General features: G+C 31.2%; 22 protein-coding genes. 18 read left to right on the forward strand and 4 right to left on the reverse strand.

Annotated features, from left to right (window positions below; all coding sequences use genetic code 11):
• Both Q0K54_RS10685 and Q0K54_RS10690 read left to right on the forward strand, forming a co-directional pair.
• Window positions 1–217 (forward strand): hypothetical protein (locus Q0K54_RS10685; protein ID WP_294581170.1); only part of this gene is annotated, 217 nt, incomplete at its 5' end.
• Entirely contained in the window at window positions 207–377 is a 171-nt protein-coding gene (locus Q0K54_RS10690; RefSeq protein WP_294581171.1) for a hypothetical protein, read from the forward strand. The genes Q0K54_RS10685 and Q0K54_RS10690, both read left to right, overlap by 11 nt.
• Here the strand turns inward: Q0K54_RS10690 and Q0K54_RS10695 are convergent.
• Together Q0K54_RS10695 and Q0K54_RS10700 are read right to left on the reverse strand one after the other, a co-directional pair.
• Entirely contained in the window at window positions 374–862 is a 489-nt protein-coding gene (locus tag Q0K54_RS10695) for an AP2 domain-containing protein (RefSeq protein WP_294581172.1), read from the reverse strand. The genes Q0K54_RS10690 and Q0K54_RS10695 overlap by 4 nt on opposite strands.
• Window positions 855–1,361, reverse strand: a complete 507-nt coding sequence (locus tag Q0K54_RS10700) for a helix-turn-helix transcriptional regulator (RefSeq protein WP_294581174.1) — start codon at window positions 1,359–1,361, stop codon at window positions 855–857. The genes Q0K54_RS10695 and Q0K54_RS10700 overlap by 8 nt, the downstream gene beginning before the upstream one ends.
• 434 nt (window positions 1,362–1,795) lie before the next feature.
• Between Q0K54_RS10700 and Q0K54_RS10705 the strand changes: the two genes are divergently transcribed.
• The 6 genes from Q0K54_RS10705 (at window position 1,796) to recA (ending at window position 7,160) form a co-directional block, all read left to right on the forward strand.
• Window positions 1,796–1,975, forward strand: a complete 180-nt coding sequence (locus Q0K54_RS10705; protein WP_294581176.1) for a SymE family type I addiction module toxin — start codon at window positions 1,796–1,798, stop codon at window positions 1,973–1,975.
• 571 nt (window positions 1,976–2,546) lie between these two features.
• The gene (gene fucO, locus Q0K54_RS10710) at window positions 2,547–3,692 is read left to right on the forward strand and encodes a lactaldehyde reductase (protein ID WP_294581178.1); all 1,146 of its coding nucleotides are present in this window, start codon (window positions 2,547–2,549) and stop codon (window positions 3,690–3,692) included.
• Between the two features lie 296 nt (window positions 3,693–3,988).
• The gene (locus Q0K54_RS10715) at window positions 3,989–5,008 is read left to right on the forward strand and encodes a RodZ family helix-turn-helix domain-containing protein (RefSeq protein WP_294581180.1); all 1,020 of its coding nucleotides are present in this window, start codon (window positions 3,989–3,991) and stop codon (window positions 5,006–5,008) included.
• Window positions 5,008–5,601 carry a CDP-diacylglycerol--glycerol-3-phosphate 3-phosphatidyltransferase gene (gene pgsA / locus Q0K54_RS10720; RefSeq protein ID WP_294581181.1) on the forward strand — a complete coding sequence of 198 codons (594 nt, stop codon included), beginning with the start codon at window positions 5,008–5,010 and terminating at the stop codon, window positions 5,599–5,601. The genes Q0K54_RS10715 and pgsA overlap by 1 nt, the downstream gene beginning before the upstream one ends.
• The gene (locus tag Q0K54_RS10725; RefSeq protein ID WP_294581183.1) at window positions 5,601–6,059 is read left to right on the forward strand and encodes a CinA family protein; all 459 of its coding nucleotides are present in this window, start codon (window positions 5,601–5,603) and stop codon (window positions 6,057–6,059) included. Before pgsA ends, Q0K54_RS10725 begins: the two co-directional genes overlap by 1 nt.
• Before the next feature lie 39 nt (window positions 6,060–6,098).
• Window positions 6,099–7,160, forward strand: a complete 1,062-nt coding sequence (recA, locus tag Q0K54_RS10730) for a recombinase RecA (RefSeq protein ID WP_294581185.1) — start codon at window positions 6,099–6,101, stop codon at window positions 7,158–7,160.
• Window positions 7,161–7,272: 112 nt separating this feature from the next.
• Here the strand turns inward: recA and Q0K54_RS10735 are convergent, their stop codons facing one another.
• Complete coding sequence (locus tag Q0K54_RS10735) at window positions 7,273–7,686, reverse strand: helix-turn-helix transcriptional regulator (protein ID WP_294581187.1); 414 nt, start codon at window positions 7,684–7,686, stop codon at window positions 7,273–7,275.
• A gap of 58 nt (window positions 7,687–7,744) precedes the next feature.
• Between Q0K54_RS10735 and Q0K54_RS10740 the strand changes: the two genes are divergently transcribed.
• On the forward strand, window positions 7,745–8,812 hold the full coding sequence (locus tag Q0K54_RS10740; RefSeq protein ID WP_294581188.1) for a protein kinase: 1,068 nt from the start codon (window positions 7,745–7,747) through the stop codon (window positions 8,810–8,812).
• Between the two features lie 73 nt (window positions 8,813–8,885).
• Entirely contained in the window at window positions 8,886–9,470 is a 585-nt protein-coding gene (locus Q0K54_RS10745) for a DUF4352 domain-containing protein (protein WP_294581190.1), read from the forward strand.
• Between the two features lie 13 nt (window positions 9,471–9,483).
• On the opposite strand, the gene Q0K54_RS10750 is transcribed toward Q0K54_RS10745, so the two are convergent.
• On the reverse strand, window positions 9,484–11,652 hold the full coding sequence (locus Q0K54_RS10750; RefSeq protein ID WP_294581192.1) for a DNA topoisomerase III: 2,169 nt from the start codon (window positions 11,650–11,652) through the stop codon (window positions 9,484–9,486).
• A gap of 261 nt (window positions 11,653–11,913) precedes the next feature.
• On the opposite strand from Q0K54_RS10750, the gene rny reads away from it, so the two are divergent.
• The 8 genes from rny to cotE all read left to right on the forward strand — a co-directional run bounded on the left by rny (window position 11,914) and on the right by cotE (window position 19,005).
• Window positions 11,914–13,470 (forward strand): ribonuclease Y, encoded by a 1,557-nt coding sequence (gene rny, locus Q0K54_RS10755; RefSeq protein ID WP_294581194.1) that lies wholly within the window; start codon window positions 11,914–11,916, stop codon window positions 13,468–13,470.
• A gap of 38 nt (window positions 13,471–13,508) precedes the next feature.
• Window positions 13,509–14,282 (forward strand): TIGR00282 family metallophosphoesterase, encoded by a 774-nt coding sequence (locus Q0K54_RS10760; RefSeq protein ID WP_294581196.1) that lies wholly within the window; start codon window positions 13,509–13,511, stop codon window positions 14,280–14,282.
• A 46-nt stretch (window positions 14,283–14,328) separates the two neighbouring features.
• Complete coding sequence (locus Q0K54_RS10765) at window positions 14,329–14,589, forward strand: stage V sporulation protein S (RefSeq protein WP_294581198.1); 261 nt, start codon at window positions 14,329–14,331, stop codon at window positions 14,587–14,589.
• Window positions 14,590–14,688: 99 nt separating this feature from the next.
• A complete protein-coding gene (locus tag Q0K54_RS10770; RefSeq protein WP_294581199.1) occupies window positions 14,689–14,934 on the forward strand; it encodes a hypothetical protein in 246 nt (81 codons plus the stop codon).
• Between the two features lie 128 nt (window positions 14,935–15,062).
• On the forward strand, window positions 15,063–16,508 hold the full coding sequence (miaB, locus tag Q0K54_RS10775; RefSeq protein ID WP_294581200.1) for a tRNA (N6-isopentenyl adenosine(37)-C2)-methylthiotransferase MiaB: 1,446 nt from the start codon (window positions 15,063–15,065) through the stop codon (window positions 16,506–16,508).
• Window positions 16,489–16,827 carry a YlbF family regulator gene (locus tag Q0K54_RS10780; protein ID WP_294581202.1) on the forward strand — a complete coding sequence of 113 codons (339 nt, stop codon included), beginning with the start codon at window positions 16,489–16,491 and terminating at the stop codon, window positions 16,825–16,827. Before miaB ends, Q0K54_RS10780 begins: the two co-directional genes overlap by 20 nt.
• Window positions 16,828–16,901: 74 nt before the next feature.
• Window positions 16,902–18,416: an IMP dehydrogenase gene (locus tag Q0K54_RS10785; protein WP_294581203.1), complete on the forward strand. Its 1,515-nt coding sequence runs from the start codon at window positions 16,902–16,904 to the stop codon at window positions 18,414–18,416.
• A gap of 94 nt (window positions 18,417–18,510) precedes the next feature.
• Window positions 18,511–19,005 carry an outer spore coat protein CotE gene (gene cotE, locus Q0K54_RS10790; protein WP_294581205.1) on the forward strand — a complete coding sequence of 165 codons (495 nt, stop codon included), beginning with the start codon at window positions 18,511–18,513 and terminating at the stop codon, window positions 19,003–19,005.
• The last annotated feature ends 17 nt before the right edge of the window (window positions 19,006–19,022 follow it).

The raw sequence follows: 19,022 nt of genomic DNA on the forward strand, positions 1-19,022 counted from the left end.
AGCTAATTTGTTGTTAGTTATCTATGTTCAACAAATAAAAACTAATACGAAAACTAATAAAGAAGAGATTGTTGAATTAGAAAAAGAAAATAAAAGATTGGAAGATAATAATGATTATCTGCTGGAAAATAATGAATATTTAAAAAAACAGTATAAAAAATACTTTGAACTATGCGAAGAACTAGAAAATCAGATAGGTGTTTACTATGATTATTAGATTAAAAGAATATGCTGAAACAATCGAAAGTAAAAAACTTTCAATTGATAAAAACTATGAGTTAGTTTTATACAGTAAATTCTATTCTATAATTGAAGATGAACATCACAAACAATATTATATAAACAACAAATATATAGAAAAATTGCCTAGGGCTTAATGCTCTAGGCCTTTTTTATTTTCCTCATACCATTTTAAAAAATCATCAAATAGCATCTTTTCTGCTTTTTCACGAGCTAAAATAGCGTCATTTATATTTTTGTATTTGCCAAGATGATATCTATGTTTTTTAAAAGTAATATACGCTTCGTATTTATCAAGATGTTTATTGTACCAAACGCCTTTGTGCCCTGTTTTGTTAGCTTTAGATAATTTAGAGTTCAGCATACTTACATTTGTATCTTCTATTTGATACTTTTTAAGTGTTTTTTCTTTTTTTACTCTTTTGCTAACCATTTCTTTTCTCAAACATCCACAAGACCTCACTCCGCCTCGATTTAAATTTTGTGTAGAAACAACAACTGTATTCCCACAATCACACTTACATAACCAAAGTATGCCCTCTTTAGGGTGACTTCCGTTTTGCTTTATGACTGTCAATCTTCCAAATCTTTTACCTGTTAAATCAGTTTTAGGTTTAATCATCTTTATAATCTCCTGATCCTGAAAGCACACCATTATACAATCCCATATAGAAAAGATATATGTCATTCTTATTGATAACTTCTAAAAATTTTTTAGATATTGGTGCAGATACACCAACTGATAGATCAATAAAAAGTTCAATCATGGCATCTTTAGCTTCTTCAAAAGTTTTATTAGAAAAATCAGGTACTCCATGCTTCTTTTGACATGTAGTGAACTGCTCAAATTTTAATCCATTTTCAGCTAGAGTTTTTCCGTATTCAAAACCGTCATTATAAAAATTAATTGAAGAATTTTCACTTCTATTATCAAACAACTCTTCTTTTTTAACATCAAAAATTTTAGCCAATATTTCAATGTTTTTATTAGATGGAGCTAAACTTCCATTCTCCCATCTGCTTAATTGCTGCTGAGTGAATTTCCCACCTAGCCCTTTACCTTTAGCTACAACATCAGCTTGTGTTAATTCTTTTTCTTCTCTTAACTCTTTTAATCTCATGTATTTACACCACCTTACATCACTAACATAGCATAATATACATCATCTGTCAATGTATAAGTGATGTAATACAATGTATATTATCTTATTGATTTAATTACAGTCAATTGAAAAAGTAAATTCTACTTTTACAATTAATGATGATTTAATTATATTCAAAAAATAGTGATTGCTGCTTGTAAACTATATGAGGTTACTATATAATTAAATTAACCTAGATTGATAATAATAGGTTATACCCAATATTTATTATCTAAACTTTAATATTCTTTTTAATAGGAAGCAAGCAATATAATAGCTTGCTTTTTATTTTTGTCAGTTGTTATATTGCGCATATTAAATTTTTGAAAGTAATCAAAAATAATAAAGAAATTTTCTATCTTTGGGTGTAAATGAATAGTAGGGGTTGGTTATAAAAAGAAAGGAGCGCTTATATGTCGAATAAAAAAGAACGTGTTTTGAAAGTTTATGAAGTTTCTAGTATGCGAAAAATTCCTCTTATAAAAATTTCGGGTATGTGGCTAGAAAAACTAGGCTTTAAAATTGGAAATTATATACAGTTAGAATGTCATGAAAACGAACTGATCATTAAAAACATTGATAAAGAAATTTAAAAAAGGAGTTATCATCTATGAACTTATCAAATAAAGAGCAAATTATAAGCATTCAAAGCAGACTAGAATCAATCGAGGAAATATTGTATTGTCTTCAGTTGATGGATTTAAACTCAACAGAGTTTAATGCTTTAAAAGTAGCATCAATAGTAGAATTACCAATTCGTGAATTGTCAGTAATCAGAAACGAGTTATATAAATTAACACTAAGTTGATACTATTTCCTATCCTTATTATATATAAAGCAAAGCGATTAAAAAAGGGTTGCTTCACATTGAAATGAAACAACCCTTTTTTATCAACAAGTAAATACAATTTTTATACCAAACAAAAATCTCAAAAAACCATAAAAAAACCATTTTTTATAATAATATACAAACAGCAATCAAAACACATTATAATAATATTCAATTATTTCTCGTTTTTTTATAAGTATCGTTATAATATCGTTATAATAATTTCGAAATATCATAAACAAATAAATGTGACATTTGCTTACATCTGTAACTTGTTTTTATTTTCACAAGGGTGGTAAAATATAGACAGTTAGAAGTAAAGGAGATTGATAAAAATGGCAAACAGATTTGTATTAAATGAAACTAGTTATCATGGAAAAGGAGCAATTAATGAAATTCCTAATGAAGCAAAAGCTCGTGGATTTAAAAAAGCATTGGTTTGTTCTGACCCTGATTTATTAAAATTTGGAGTTACTAAAAAAGTAACTGATTTATTGGATAAAGAAGGATTGGCATATGAAGTTTATTCAGATATTAAACCAAATCCTACAATTGAAAACGTTCAACATGGTGTAAAAGCATTACATGATGCAAAGGCTGATTATATCATTGCAATTGGTGGTGGATCTTCAATGGATACAGCTAAAGCTGTTGGTATTATTGATCGTAATCCTGATTTTGCTGATGTTAGAAGTCTTGAAGGGGTTGCTGATACTAAAAATCCATGTACTCCAATTTTTGCAGTACCAACAACAGCTGGAACTGCTGCAGAAGTAACAATCAACTATGTTATTACTGATGCTGAAAAAGACAGAAAAATGGTTTGTGTTGATGTTCATGATATTCCTGTTGTCGCATTTGTTGATCCAGATATGATGTCTACAATGCCAAAAGGATTGACAGCAGCAACTGGTATGGATGCTTTAACTCATGCAATTGAAGGTTATATTACTAAAGGAGCTTGGGAATTAAGTGATATGTTCCATCTTAAAGCTATTGAAATAATTTCTAAATCATTAAGAGGTGCTGTTGAAAATACTGACGAAGGTCGTGAAGGAATGGCTTTAGGACAATATGTAGCTGGTATGGGATTCTCTAATGTTGGTTTAGGATTAGTACACTCAATGGCACATCCTCTAGGTGCTTTATATGATACTCCTCATGGTGTTGCTAATGCGATTATTTTACCAACAGTTATGGAATATAATGCTCCTTATACTGGTGAAAAATATAAAGATATTGCTGAAGCAATGGGTGTAGATACAACTGGAATGACTCAAGAAGAATATCGTAAAGCAGCAGTAGATGCAGTAAAACAATTATCACAAGATGTTGGTATTCCAGCTGACTTAAAAGATATTGTTAAAGTTGAAGACTTAGACTTTTTAAGTGAAAGTGCTTTGGCTGATGCATGTTGTCCAGGTAACCCAAGAGATACTAGTGTTGAAGAAATCAAAGAATTATATCAATCATTACTATAATATTATATAAAAGCAGGGCAACCTGCTTTTTTTGTTGAAAAATGGATCATTAATTGATAATAAAGGAAAGTATAACATAGCTATTTGTAAATTTAAAAAATAAATTTTTTAAATTTAATCATATTAGTACACAAAAAGTTTATAAAAAACAGGTAAAATAAAATTACATATTTTATGTATATTAAAACAAATCTTTCATAAAATAAATGTGATTAGGTTATTGTCATAAATAATAATTATGATATAATTTAAATGTTTATTAGAGACGTTTTTAAAATTGATAAAGGAGGATAGCTATGAATAGCATTAGCGAACGTGTTAAAAAAGAACGTGAGGCTAGAGGGATTACCCTTGAGGAATTAGCAAAAGGAACATTTATTTCAGTGGCTGTCTTAAAAGATATAGAATCTGGAAATTTTGATAAATTTAAAGGTGATGAATTATACCTTAAAATGTATTTGAGAAAGATTGCCAAATACTTGGGCTTAGAAGAAAAGGAACTTGATTCTGATTTTGAAAATTTAACTCAGGAAATTCAATTAGAGGAAATTAGACAAGAAGATTTGGCAAAAAGATTAGCTGAAGAAAATAAAAAGAATGTTACTATTTCAGAAAAGGTAAGTGATTCGTTAAAAGATTTAAAGAAAGTAAAGTCGAAAAAAGCAATTTCAAAAAATAAACCGGTCTATGAAAACCATTATTTTTTGCGTTATCTTAAATATATATTGGTAGGAGTTATTATTGTTGCATTAATAATTGTCATCTGGTATACCTTGGTGGCTACGCGAGTTGATGATGGTAGCAGCGATTTTAATAATAATAATTCTCCAACTGTTGAAGGAAGCAATGAAACAACTGATCAAAATACTAATGATACAAACGACAATGAAGATAGTAATGAACCAGCGCAACAGCCAGAAAAAACAACACCTGCAGTTACGATTACTAAAACTGATGAAGGCGATTTAACTTATAATTTTACTTTGGCTGAAAGCGAAACAACTGTAAGATTTAAAGTTGAGTTTGTTGGTCGTACTTGGGCCCGTTTGGATTACAATGGTAGTGAATATAGTGGATTTAATAGTGGAATTTACAATGATGCTAATAGAAGTGATTCTTTAGAGGCAACTCCAGAAACAGTTGAATTGGAGTTTAGTAAAGAAGAATTCCAAAATTTGGATTTAAGAATTGGATATTTTATGGGACATCGTTTCTATATTAACGATACACAAATTGAAATCGATCCTAGTGAATATGATGGAGGCACTAAAGATCTTATCTTAACTCAAGTACCATCAACTCAGGTATCACAATAATGAATTTACCGAATCGACTGACGATTACTAGAATAATTCTGGTACCTGTATTAATACTTATTTATATGTTCCCATATAATGATTTGCAAATAGCAATACCAGTTTTTCATATTTTGAATACCGAAATTTCATTAGTTAATCTAATTGTTCTTGTAATCTTTGTTGTGGCTTCATTTACGGATTATCTAGATGGTCAGATTGCAAGAAAAGAAGATTTGGTAACGACATTTGGAAAATTTGTTGATCCGATAGCTGATAAACTGCTTGTCAATACTATTTTCTTATTGCTGGCAAGTGATAATACTATTAATATTATTATCCCGATTATTATGATTTCTCGTGATACTATTGTTGATGCTATTAAAATGTCAGCAGCTAGTAGACAGGTTGTTGTTGCTGCCAGTAAATTGGGAAAATTAAAGACAGTTTCACAAATGATTGCTATTGGTTTGCTATTAGTTAATAATTTTCCATTTAGTGCTTTAAATATTGATGTTGCAACAATTATGGCATGGGTTGCAACAGTTATATCAGTAATTAGCGGAATTGATTATTTTATGAAAAATAAAGAAATGCTTACGGAGACAATGTAATGAAGGAGTTAGCAGAATTTTTAATTCAAAACAATATAAGTATATCTAGTGTAGAAAGTTTTACAGTAGGTAATTTTGCTGCAATGCTAGGAAGTATTCCTGGCATTTCTAAGGTTTATAAAGGAAGTTTAGTAACTTATCAAAGCATTACTAAAGAAAGACTGTTAGGAGTCTCCCATGATGTCATTGAAAAATATGGCGTTGTCAGCAAAGAGATTGCATCATTAATGTGTGTTAACGGTAAACAAATATTAGACAGTGATATTTGTGTTTCGTTTACTGGAAATGCTGGTCCTGATGCGATGGAAGGAAAACCAGTGGGGCTGGTTTATATCGGAATTTTTTATCATGGAATTAATGTCTATGAATTAAAATTACAGGGATCTCGGGAAGAAATTCAAAAACAGGCAATTGATTTTGCAATTAGAAAATTAATTGAAAAAATTAAAGTAAATTAGCATTTTTAGGAGTATATGTGTAGTAGGGAGGTAAAAAATATGGCAGAAGCAAAGACGAAAGAAACAAAAGTTAGTAAAGAAGAAGCTAAAAAGGCTCAAGCTTTGGATGATGCGATTAAAGCGATTGAGAAGAAATATGGAAAAGGATCAGTTATGAAATTAGGTGATCGTGCTGCTGTTAATGTTGATGTCATTCCTACTGGTTCTCTAACATTAGATATTGCTTTAGGAATAGGTGGTTATCCTAAAGGAAGAATTATTGAAATATACGGGCCTGAATCTAGCGGAAAAACTACTTTAACACTTCATGCAATTGCTGAATGTCAAAAGCAGGGAGGTCGTGCAGCTTTTATTGATGCGGAGCATGCAATTGATCCAGTTTATGCTAAGAATTTAGGAGTTAATATTGATGAATTAATCCTTTCACAACCTGATTCAGGTGAGCAGGGATTGGAAATTGCTGAGACATTAGTTCGCTCTGGAGCAATTGATCTGGTTGTTGTCGATTCAGTGGCCGCTTTAGTTCCTCAAGTTGAATTAGATGGGGAAATGGGCGATGCTCAAATGGGACTTCAGGCTCGTTTAATGTCTAAAGCTTTAAGAAAAATTGCTGCAGAATTGAATAAATCAGAATGTACGATTATTTTTATCAATCAATTACGGGAAAAAATTGGAGTCATGTTTGGAAATCCAGAAACTACGACTGGTGGAAGAGCGCTTAAATTCTATTCTTCAGTTCGTGTGGAAATTCGTCGTAGTGAACAAATTAAAGTTGGCAGTGAAATTGTAGGAAATAAAGTTAATATTAAAGTTGTAAAAAACAAGGTAGCTCCGCCATTTAAATCAACTCAGGTTGATATCATTTATGGTAAAGGGATTTCTAGAGATGGTGAAGTGTTAGATTTAGCAGTTGAAAAAGATATTGTTGAAAAAAGTGGTGCCTGGTATGCTTATAAAGGTGAAAAAATCGGTCAGGGTCGTGAAAATGCTAAGAAATTTTTAACTAGCCATCCGGAAACGATGGAAGAAATTACTCAGGCAATCATTGCTGCTTTAAAAGAAGAGGATGAGCAAAAAACTAATAGTTCTAAAACTAACTAAAAATAATAGTTTTATAGAATAGTCTAAAAAAGGAACAATCATATTAGTGATAGTTCCTTTTTTCTGTAAATACAAGTGAGTTTATTTAGGATAATATAATAATTGTTAATCGTTATTCTAATATCGGTAAATTGTACATATCTAAAATAAAATTAGTATCCATGATTGATTGTTTGTGCTTTAATGCATATAAGATAACGGCATCAAATTTAACTTTAGGATATAAATAACCATTATCAGATAATGATAACAGATTATTAGTTTCATTAATTTCTAATTGTAAAGCTAAAGCAATTTGAATTACTTTATTACGACTTGGATTTTTTTGACCATTAAAGATTTGATAGGCATAAGTTCGATTTAAATTAGTCATTTTAATTAGGGAACTTTTAGAAATATTTTTTTGTAATAATAATGTTTCTAAGTAACTAACAAAATCTACATCAGGAATTTTAGTCAGCAGTTCTTCAATTGAAAGTTCTTTGTTTCGATTGATTATATTTAATAATTGAGTTGTTGTTGTCATTAATATCACCTATAATATATCTTATAATGTAAAAATAAAGATTTCAAGGAGAAGAAAAATGGATATTCGAGATTTATATCAAGAATTAGAGATAATTAAAGAAACAAAAAATAAACGAATTGTCCTTGTTCGTAGTAAAATAGATCGCTTACTCTATTTGAAAAAAGAATTACCATTAAATAATAAAGCAATTTATCAACAATTGCAGCAGTTAAAAATTAAGCAGATTCCAAAAATATATCAATTACAAGAAAGTGATGATGGAATTATTGTTATTGAAGAATATATCAATGCTATCTCGCTTGAAGAGTACTGTTTGAACCATGATTTGAACCGTAAAGAAGTATTAGAGATTTTTAAACAGCTCTGTCTAATCGTAGCTAATTTGCACCAACAAAAACCCCCAATTATTCATCGGGATATTAAACCATCGAATATTTTTTATTTGCATCAAAAGATTTATTTATTTGATTTTGATATTTCTCGTAATTTCAAGGATGCCAAAAAACAAGATACTGTTTTACTTGGCAGTGTCGGTTATGCATCACCAGAACAATATGGCTTTGGTCAAAGCAGTCAACAAAGTGATATTTATGCTTTAGGGATTTTATTAAATTTTCTTTTTACCAAAACTTTACCAAATGAAAAATTGGCAACGGGGGTTGAACGGACTGTGATTGAAAAGGCTACTAATTTAGACCCTAAATCCCGTTATAATAGCGTGATAGAAATGATGCAGGCTCTAAATATCGATAGTAAAGAATATTTGATAAAAAAATTAGTGGTTAATTTACCAGGGTTGAAAAATAATTCAGTGATGAAAAAGTTTCTGGCAATTTGCGGTTATCTGATTTTGATTTTTTCTTGTTTGACTACGGATCTAACTAGTAATGGTGTCTTGTTGACAGGGATAAATTTGTGGTTAAATCGATTAATTATTCTTGGTATCGTCATAACGATTATTTTATTTGCAGGTAATTATATGGATATAAGAAACAGTTGCTTTTTTAGCCAATCTAAATCTCTAGTTTTAAAAATATTTGGAATTATTATAACTGTTTTTGCTTGGATTTTAGTAGAAATCTTGATATTTACCATTATAAGTAATGTTTTAAATTTATCATAATGTCTGCTAGAAGCAGACCAAAATATTTTAATATCCAGCTATAATCTTATCTGTAGAAAAGGGAGGATTATAGATGAAAATATTTTCAAAATTTAAACAACTTTCATTAGTTAAAAAGATATTATGTATCGTGTTAGTAATTTTTATAGTTGCTATCGTAGCGGGGATGGGAAGTGATAATAGCAATGACGGCAACAATCAATCAGATGATACCGTAGTGACTGATGATTCGGCAAAAGAAGATGATACTGTCAGCTATGGAATTGGTGATGTTGTAAATGTTGAGGATGTTGAATATCTTGTTAGTAATGTTAGTGTGACCAAAAGTGTCGGTGATCAATATTTAAGTAATAATGCTAATGATACATATTTAGTTATTGATATTTCAATAACTAATCATGGTAATGAAGCCTTAAGTATTTCTGATAGCTTCTTTAAACTTTTAAATGGTGGCAATGAATACTCAACTGATTCTACCGGTGCCATTTATTTAGGAGATACATCAATTATTTATAAAGAAATTAATCCTGAAGTAACTTTACAAGGACAGATTATTTTTGATGTTCCCGAAGCCGTTGCTAATGATATGCAAACACAGCTTCAAGTGCAAACAGGATATTGGGGAAGTGCTACTGAAGTTATTTCATTAAGCAGATAGGCTAAAATAGTAATTATTTTAGCCTATCTTTAATATTCAATAATGCAGCAAATGGAGAATCTTCGATATCGGTTTGTTGCTTTTTTTGTTGCTGTAAATATTTTTTGACATCACTTTTTTTAGCTTCATTTGATTTAGTGCTGCGCTGTTTTTTAAACTCGGATAATTTTTGACGATAGCCACATGTTTTACAGACAAACATCTGCTTATCACCTTTTCCTACCAGTTCTAATTTTTTATGACAATTAGGACAACGGGCGTTGGTAACTATAGAAACGGTTTCCCGGTGTTTACAATCAGGGTTGGAACAAATTAATAGCTTTCCTTTCTTGCCATTAACTTCAAGCATAAAATGATTGCATTCTGGACAACGTTTTCCCGTTAAGTTATCGTGCTTGAATGTTGCCTGGCTGTTATTGATTTCTTGAATGATCTTGTTAGTATAGTCCTTGATTTCGCTGATAAATTGTTTTGGCTGTTGCTTGTTGGCAGCAATTTTAGCTAATTGTAATTCCCATTTGGCAGTCAGTTCAGGTTCTTTTAAGTCCTTAGGAACTAATTTTAATAATTGTTTTCCTTTATTAGTAATATGGATTTCATTATTACGCTTTTCAATTAAGAAAGTATTAAATAATTTATCAATGATATCAGCTCTGGTAGCAACAGTTCCTAATCCCCCAGTATTAATTAAAGTAGTATTTAGTTTTTTAGAAGAACTATGCATATAATGCAATGGATTTTCCATTGCTGAAAGTAAAGTCGCTTCATTAAAATAAGCTGGAGGCGTTGTTTGTCCAGTTGTTTTTATGATATCAGATACTATATAACTATTATTAACTTTCAATTCAGGCAAAGATGACTCATTTTCTGCACTGGTTTGATAAACTTCTTTCCAGCCTAACTGAGTTTCTTGTTTACCAGAAATCTTAAATGTCTCATCATCAACTTTTCCCATAATTGTTGTTTGTTTATATAAATATGGTGGCATTAAAACGGCTAAAAAACGCTTTATAACTAAATCATAGATTTTAAATTCTTTATCACTAAAAGCCCCTAACATAACAGGTTGTTCGGTTGGAATGATCGCATGGTGATCACTTACTTTCTGGTTATTGACAAAATAAGCCTGTTTTTTTATTGGTTTAGAAATAATTTGATTGATAATTTCATCATAATCACCACCAATGCTAGCAATTAGACGTTCTTTGATCGTTGGAACAATATCATCGGTTAAGTACCGGGAATCAGTTCTTGGATAAGTTAAAACTTTATGGTATTCGTATAAATCTTGCATGATTGATAAAGTTTCTTTGGCTGAAAAACCATAGAGACGATTAGCATCACGCTGCAGTTCTGTTAGATCATATAATTGTGGAGCATAAGTTTTTTTGTTAACGGTATTGATTTTGGTAACCGTCAGTTTTTTATTAACTAACTTTGCAATAATTTGATCAACTTTATCCTTTGTAAAAAGATGCTTTTCATTTCTCTTTGAATACCAGGTCCAGGTTACCCCTTGGCAAATGGCTGAGATGCCATAAAAATCTTTAGGCTGGAAGTTTTTGATTTCTTCTTCTCTTTGTTCAATCATTGCTAAAGTAGGGGTTTGAACGCGGCCACAAGCTAACTTTGCATTGTATTTACATGTTAAAGCTCTAGTGGCATTAATTCCTACCAGCCAGTCAGCAACACTACGACTATAGGCGCTATGATATAACGGCAAATAATTGCGGGAATCTTTGAGATTGTTAAAACCTTCTTTGATAGCTTTATCAGTTACCGAAGAAATCCATAGCCGTTTCATTGGTTTATTAACATGAGCTTTATTGATGATCCAGCGAGCTACCAGTTCACCTTCACGACCAGCGTCGGTTGCAATAATGATATCTTTAATATCCTGACGATTCATCAGATTTTTAACGGCATTAAATTGTTTGGCACTGCTTTTAATTACAACTAATTTCATCGTTTTAGGCATAATTGGTAAATCGCCAAGATCCCATTTTTGATATTTTTTATCATAATTTTCAGGATCGGCTAAAGTCACTAGATGACCTAAAGCCCAAGTTACAATATATTTTTTTCCTTCTAAACCACCATTAATAGTTTTATGACATTGCAAGACCCTGGCAATATCTTTTCCTACTGATGGCTTTTCAGCTAAAACTAATGTTTTTGACATTTTTATTACCTCATTTCTTCGTTATTTTATCATAAGTAAGGATATTAATTAAATATTATATTTAATTCTTTAGCTAAAAGATAGTCTATTTTTATGGTAATTGTCTTTGAATTATTAAAAAATTATGGGAAAAATAGATTGATGGTAAACACTTTTCATTGTAAAAGATGTCAAAATATTATACAATGTTATTGTGCTTGTCGCACAATGAATTGATGTAATTCATCAAAAGATTACATAGCAGAAAGTGGAGGACGAAATATGTCAGATAATATTATCGTTTCTATCTTTACCTATGTTCTAGCTATAGCTGTAGGTTTTTTTATCAATTATTTTATTAATAAATTAAAAATTTCTAAAGCTAATGTAAGTGCTGCAAAAATAATAGATGATGCAACTGCTAAGGCAGATAACCTTGTTAAAGAAGCTATTTTGGATGCTAAAACTGAAGCTTATGAATTAAAGCTTCAAGCTGAAAAAGAAGCTAAAGAGCAAAGACAGGAAATTTCTGAATATGAAAATAAACTTTTACAAAGAGAAAAAACAATTGATCGCCGAGATATTGCTGTTCAAGGAAAAGAGGATGTTTTAGCGCAAAGAGTAGTACAATTAGATGAAAGAGAAGCCAGAATAGGTAAATTAGAAGACCAATTAAAAGAAAAAATTGATGCTAAAGTTGTTGAACTTGAAAAAATTGCTGCGATGTCTGCTAAAGAAGCTAAGCAAGAATTATTTAAACAGGTTGAACAACAAACAGCAACCGAAATGACGGCTTACATCAAAGATCGTGAAGAAGAAGCAAAATCACAAGCTAGCACTATTGCTCGTGATATTATTGCCAACGCTATTAATCGTTATGCCCAAGAAGAAACAGTTGAAAGAACCGTTTCTGTTGTTGCTTTACCAAGTGAAGAAATGAAAGGTCGGATAATTGGACGTGAAGGTCGAAACATTAAAACGATAGAGCAATGTACTGGTGTTGATTTAATTATTGATGATACGCCAGAAGCTATTACTATTTCATGTTTTGATCCGGTTAGACGTGAAATTGCCAGATTATCTTTGGAAACATTAATTCGTGATGGAAGAATTCAACCAGGTAGAATTGAAGAAGTGGTTCAAAAAACTAAAAATGAATTAAATGAAGTAATTCGTAAAACTGGTGAAGATGCTATCTTTGAATTAGGTATTTCTAGAATTGATAAAGAAATTGTTATGATGATTGGTAAATTAAAGTATCGGACTAGTTATGGTCAAAATGCTTTGCAACATTCATTGGAAGTTGCCCATTTAGCTGGTATTATGGCGGCTGAATTAGGATTGAATCAGCAGCTGGCTAAACGTGCTGGTTTATTACATGACTTAGGAAAAGCAATGGATCATGAAATGGAAGGAAGCCATGTGGAATTGGGGGCTAAATTTGCTAAAAAACATGGTGAAAATGCCACAGTAGTTAATGCAATTGAATCACATCATGGTGATGTGCCAGCTACTAGTGTAATTTCTGTTTTAGTTGCTGCAGCGGATACGTTAAGTGCTGCAAGACCTGGAAGTCGTAGTGAGACAATTGAAAACTATATTCAACGATTAGAACGATTAGAAGAAATGGCAAAAAGTTTTGAAGGTGTAGACCGTGTATTTGCAATTCAGGCGGGACGTGAAGTACGAATCGTTGTAAAGCCTGATAAAGTTGATGATTTGATGTCACATAAGATTGCTCGTGATATTAAAAATAAGATTGAAGAAGAACTTACATATCCTGGACATATCAAAGTTACTGTAATTAGAGAAGTTCGGGCTAGTGAGGTGGCTAAATAGATAGGCTTAAGCCTATCTTTTTTATGAAAGGAGAAGTTATGAAGATTTTATTCATTGGCGATATTTTTGGATCAATTGGTCGTGACATGATCAATGAATATTTACATCGTCTAGTTAATGATATGAAAATTGATTTTGTAATTGCTAATGCTGAAAATACTACTCATGGTAAAGGTCTGATCAAACGCCATTATGACGAATTAGTTTTTGCTGGAATTCAGGCAATGACTATGGGAAATCATACATTTGATAAAAAAGAATTGTTCGATTATATCGATGAAGCCGATCGATTGATAGTGCCAATTAATCAGCCAAAAGTTTTACCAGGGGTAAAAACTAGAGTTTTTGATGTTAAAGGAAAGAAAGTCAGAGTTACCAATGTTTTAGGTGTTGCTTTTATGGATAGCCGTAATAGTAATCCTTTTGAAGTAATTGACGATTATTTGGATTTAAAACAGGATATTCATATTATTGATTTTCATGGAGAAACTACTAGTGAAAAGATTGCTTTTGCTCATTATGTCAAAGATAAAGCAAGTGCTGTTTTAGGTACTCATACCCATGTTCAAACAGCTGATGAAAAAATCATCGATGGTAAATTGGCTTTTATTAGCGATGTCGGGATGACGGGACCATATATGAGTGCTATTGGCTGTGATCTGGATTTAATTGTTAAAAGATTACGTGGTTTTTCAGCTCCATTTGTGGTTGCTCAAAGTACAGGCCAATTATCAGGTGTGCTAATAACCTTTGAAGGAAATACTCCAATTAATATCGAAAGAATTTTGATTAATCAAGATCATCCATATTAGTCATATTTAATAGTTGTTTTCATATATATCTTTTAGGAGGAAAATTATGGAAACAATTAAAGTATCGTCATCTTCAAACCCTAATAATGTTGCTGGTGCTATTGCCAGTATGATACGCAATGAGTCTAAGCTTCAAATTCAAGTTATCGGGGCTGCTGCATTAAATCAGGCGATTAAAGCAATTGCTATTGCTCGTGGCTATATTATTCCAACTGGAAATGAGATTATTTGTATCCCTTCTTTTCATGATTTAGTAGTTGATGATAAAGAAATAACAGCACTAAGATTATTGTTAGAATTACGATAATCCTTTACACAAAAATTAGATTCACTTTAGGTGAAAGGGCTTTATTTTTTTACAAGATTGAGTTATAATATGTAAAGTGATATAGGAGGAGATATTAATATGGCAAAATGTAAATTATTAATGCAAACAGCTCAAACACAAAAATTAATCGATTTCTTTGATGGTTATGAAGATGATAAAGTAAAATGCAAATTTCTTAAGAAAACTGGTATCAAAGCTGAAGTAGAGTGTGAAACTGATATGACACCTGAAGAAGCAGCAAGTTACTGTAAAGGTCTTTTCAAAAAGACAAAAGATGGTGCAGTTTTATATTTCTCAATTCAACCAGACGGATTCTTTGGTTAATAATTAAAAATAAGGACGTAAGTCCTTATTTTTTTCTAGACAAATTTATAAAAAACATCTAGAATAAACAATTGTATACTGTTATATTAAAGATGGTAAGACTATTTATGATGAAAAGTGGTGAATAAATGAAAGATTATAGTAGTTATTTTAAAGGTCCTTCATTAAGTGAGGCCAAAAAAAGAAGAAATGATCAAGTAAATCGTTATGATGATGCTTATTATATTCCTCCAGATATGGTCAAAGCTGGAGTAGGAAAAAAATATTATATTCAAACTTATGGTTGTCAGGCAAATGAACGCGACAGTGAAACATTATCAGGAATTTTAGAAAGTATGTCATATACAGCTTGTGATGATATCAAAGATGCTGATGTGATTATTTTAAATACTTGTGCTATTCGGGAAAATGCTGAAGAAAAAGTATTTGGTAAAGTTGGGTATGTAAAAAATCTTAAGAAGACTAATCCGGATTTAATCTTTGGACTTTGTGGTTGTATGGCACAAGAAGAAGTGGTCGTAAAACGAATTTTAGAAAAACATCCTCATGTTGATCTAATTTTTGGAACCCACAATATTCATCGTCTACCTGAATTGTTAAAAGAGGCTTTATTCAACAAAGAAATGGTGGTTGAAGTCTGGTCTAAAGAGGGCGATGTTATTGAAAATACTCCGGTGAAACGGGCCAATAAATATAAGGCCTGGGTCAATATTATGTATGGATGTAACAAGTTTTGTACATATTGTATTGTGCCATATACTCGAGGTAAAGAACGTTCACGTCTTTCAAGTGATATTATTGAAGAAGTACGGCAATTAAAAGAAGAAGGTTATCAGGAAGTTACTTTACTAGGACAAAATGTTAATAGTTATGGTAAAGATTTAGGAGATGACTATAAATTTGCTAATTTATTAGAAGATGTAGCTAAAACCCAAATTCCGCGAATTCGTTTTACAACTAGTCATCCTTGGGATTTTAGTGAAGATATGATCAAAGTTATTGCTAAATATGATAACATCATGCCGGCAATTCATTTACCAGTCCAATCTGGAAATGATGAGGTTTTAAAAAGAATGGGACGTCGTTATACGCGACAACAATATTTAGATTTATTTTATAAGATTAAAAAGTATATCCCTGATTGTACAATTACTACCGATATAATTGTTGGATTCCCCAATGAAACTCATGAACAATTTTTAGATACATTATCTTTATATGAAGAATGTGAGTATGACTTAGCATATACTTTTGTCTACTCACCACGGGCGGGAACGCCAGCAGCTAAAATGGATGATAATATTTCTAGTGAAGAAAAAGATCAACGATTATATCGTTTAAATGAATTAGTAACTCAAAAAGCTCATAAGCAAAATCAACGTTTCTTGAATCAGGTAGTTGAAGTGCTGGTAGAAGGAACTTCTAAACGTGATGAAACAATGCTTACTGGATATACGCGCCATAATAAGCTGGTTAATTTTAAAGGTGATCCAAAAGATATTGGAAAGATCATTAAAGTAAAAATTACTGAAGCTAAAACATGGGCACTAAAAGGTGAGGCTGTTGAATCGTAGCTACGAATACGCTAAAGAGTTAAATGATTATTTGCTTAATTTAGAAGTAATCAAAGAATATCAAAAATATGAGCATCTGATTAAAGAAAATCCGGAAATTTCTCATTTAGAGATTAAAATGAAAGCCTTGCAAAAAAAGATTGTTAATCAAAAAGCAAAGCAGGATGAAGAAGTAAAGAAAACAATTGATGAGTACCAACAGATTAAAGAAAAGTTTGAAACACATCCTTTAGTTGTTAATTATTTATATTTAAAAGATGAAGTCGATAGTTTGCTGCAATCACTTAATTCGTATATTAATGGAGAATTATTGAAATAATGCTTGACTAAAGCGAGATTTCTCATTATAATTTATCAAAATATTACACAAAAATAGAGAAAAGGAGATAAAAAATGGCATATTTTTTTGATGAACCATCACGTACATTTAATGAGTATTTATTAGTACCAGGATATTCTTCTACTGAATGTCAACCAAAAAATGTAAGTTTAAAAACACCTTTAGTAAAATTTAAAAAAGGTGAAGAACCAGCATTATCACTTAATATTCCATTAGTTTCAGCAATTATGCAAGCTGTTTCTGATGATAATATGGCTGTAGCCTTAGCTCGTGAAGGAGGAGTTTCTTTCATCTATGGATCACAATCAGTTGCAGATCAGGCAGCAATGGTTAAACGAGCTAAAACTTATAAAGCTGGGTTTGTACCAAGTGATTCTAATTTAAGTGTTGATAATACCTTAGCTGATGTTATCGCGTTAAAAGAAAAAACTGGTCATTCAACAATGGCAGTTACTGAAGATGCAAGTGCTAATGGTAAATTATTAGGAATTGTTACTGGACGTGACTATCGTATTTCAAGAATGAGTTTAGATACTAAAGTATCAGAATTCATGACACCATTTGATAAATTAGTTTGTGGTCATGTTGGAATTAGTTTAAAAGAAGCAAATGATTTAATTTGGGACAATAAGTTAAATGCTTTACCAATTATTGATGATGATCAAAAATTAGCTTATTTTGTCTTTAGAAAAGACTATGATTCTAAAAAATCAAATCCTAATGAATTATTGGATGCTTCAAAACGTTATGTAGTTGGAGCTGGGATTAATACTCGTGATTATGCTGAACGTGTTCCTGCTTTAATTGAAGCTGGTGCTGATGTTTTATGTATTGATTCTTCTGAAGGATTTACTGAATGGCAAAAAATTACTATTGCTTGGATTAGAGAACACTATGGTGATAGTGTTAAAGTCGGTGCTGGTAATGTTGTTGATGCAGAAGGATTTAGATTCTTAGCTGAAGCTGGTGCTGACTTTGTTAAAGTTGGAATCGGTGGCGGTTCTATCTGTATTACTCGTGAGCAAAAAGGAATTGGACGCGGACAGGCAACTGCTACAATTGAAGTTGCTAAAGCTCGTGATGAATACTTTAAAGAAACAGGTATTTATGTTCCAATCTGTTCTGATGGTGGTATTGTTCATGATTATCATATGACTCTTGCATTAGCAATGGGTTCTGATTTCATTATGTTAGGTCGTTATTTCTCAAGATTTGACGAGTCTCCAACCAACAAAGTAAGCATTAATGGCCAATATATGAAAGAATACTGGGGTGAAGGATCATCTAGAGCTCGTAACTGGCAACGTTATGATTTAGGTGGTGATGCTAAACTTTCATTTGAAGAAGGTGTTGATTCATATGTTCCATATGCTGGAAGTCTAAAAGATAATGTTAGTTTAACTTTAAGTAAAATCAAATCAACAATGTGTAATTGTGGCGCTTTGACGATTCCAGAATTGCAACAAAAAGCTAAAATTACTTTAGTTTCTTCAACAAGTATTGTTGAAGGTGGTGCTCATGATGTTGTCTTAAAAGAATCAACATCATCAAACGGACACCAAAATTAGAACACTTCAATGAAGTGTTCTTTTTATATCATGAATATTTAGCAAATTAGTGTATTTTTTTAGGTTTTCGACATATATTAAATTAGGTGAGAAGATGGCAAATAATATTCGTGAGATTATTACCCAGGCCGTTATAGCCAAAGGGAAAAAAAGAACAATTAACAAATATTCAATTGATATTGGTAATTATGATCAAGTACTTGGTTGCTGGATTACCAATCATCATTATAATGCGGCTTATAAAGAAAACAAACCGGTGGTACTAGGAACATTTGATATTCATTTATGGTATAGTTATCAAGATGATAGTGGTATCTTAAAACAAACTATCAGTTATTTAAATGAATTGGATTTGGTAAAAAAAGATGATCGCAGTTTTACTGATGAAGATGAATTGATGGTTAGCTGCAAACGAGAACCTAAATGTATTGGGGTTTCGCGCTTAGAGGGAAAAGTAGTTATAGAAGTTGAAAAAGAGATAGCGCTCAGTGTCGTTGGAAAAACAACGATTCGCGTAGAAACAAAATCAGAAGCGGAATCCTGGGATGAAATAGATAATTTAAATCTTAATGAGAATTTTATTAAATAAAGGCGGAAGCCTTTTTT

The organism is uncultured Thomasclavelia sp., assembly GCF_944324745.1.
GTDB lineage: Bacteria > Bacillota_I > Bacilli_A > Erysipelotrichales > Coprobacillaceae > Thomasclavelia.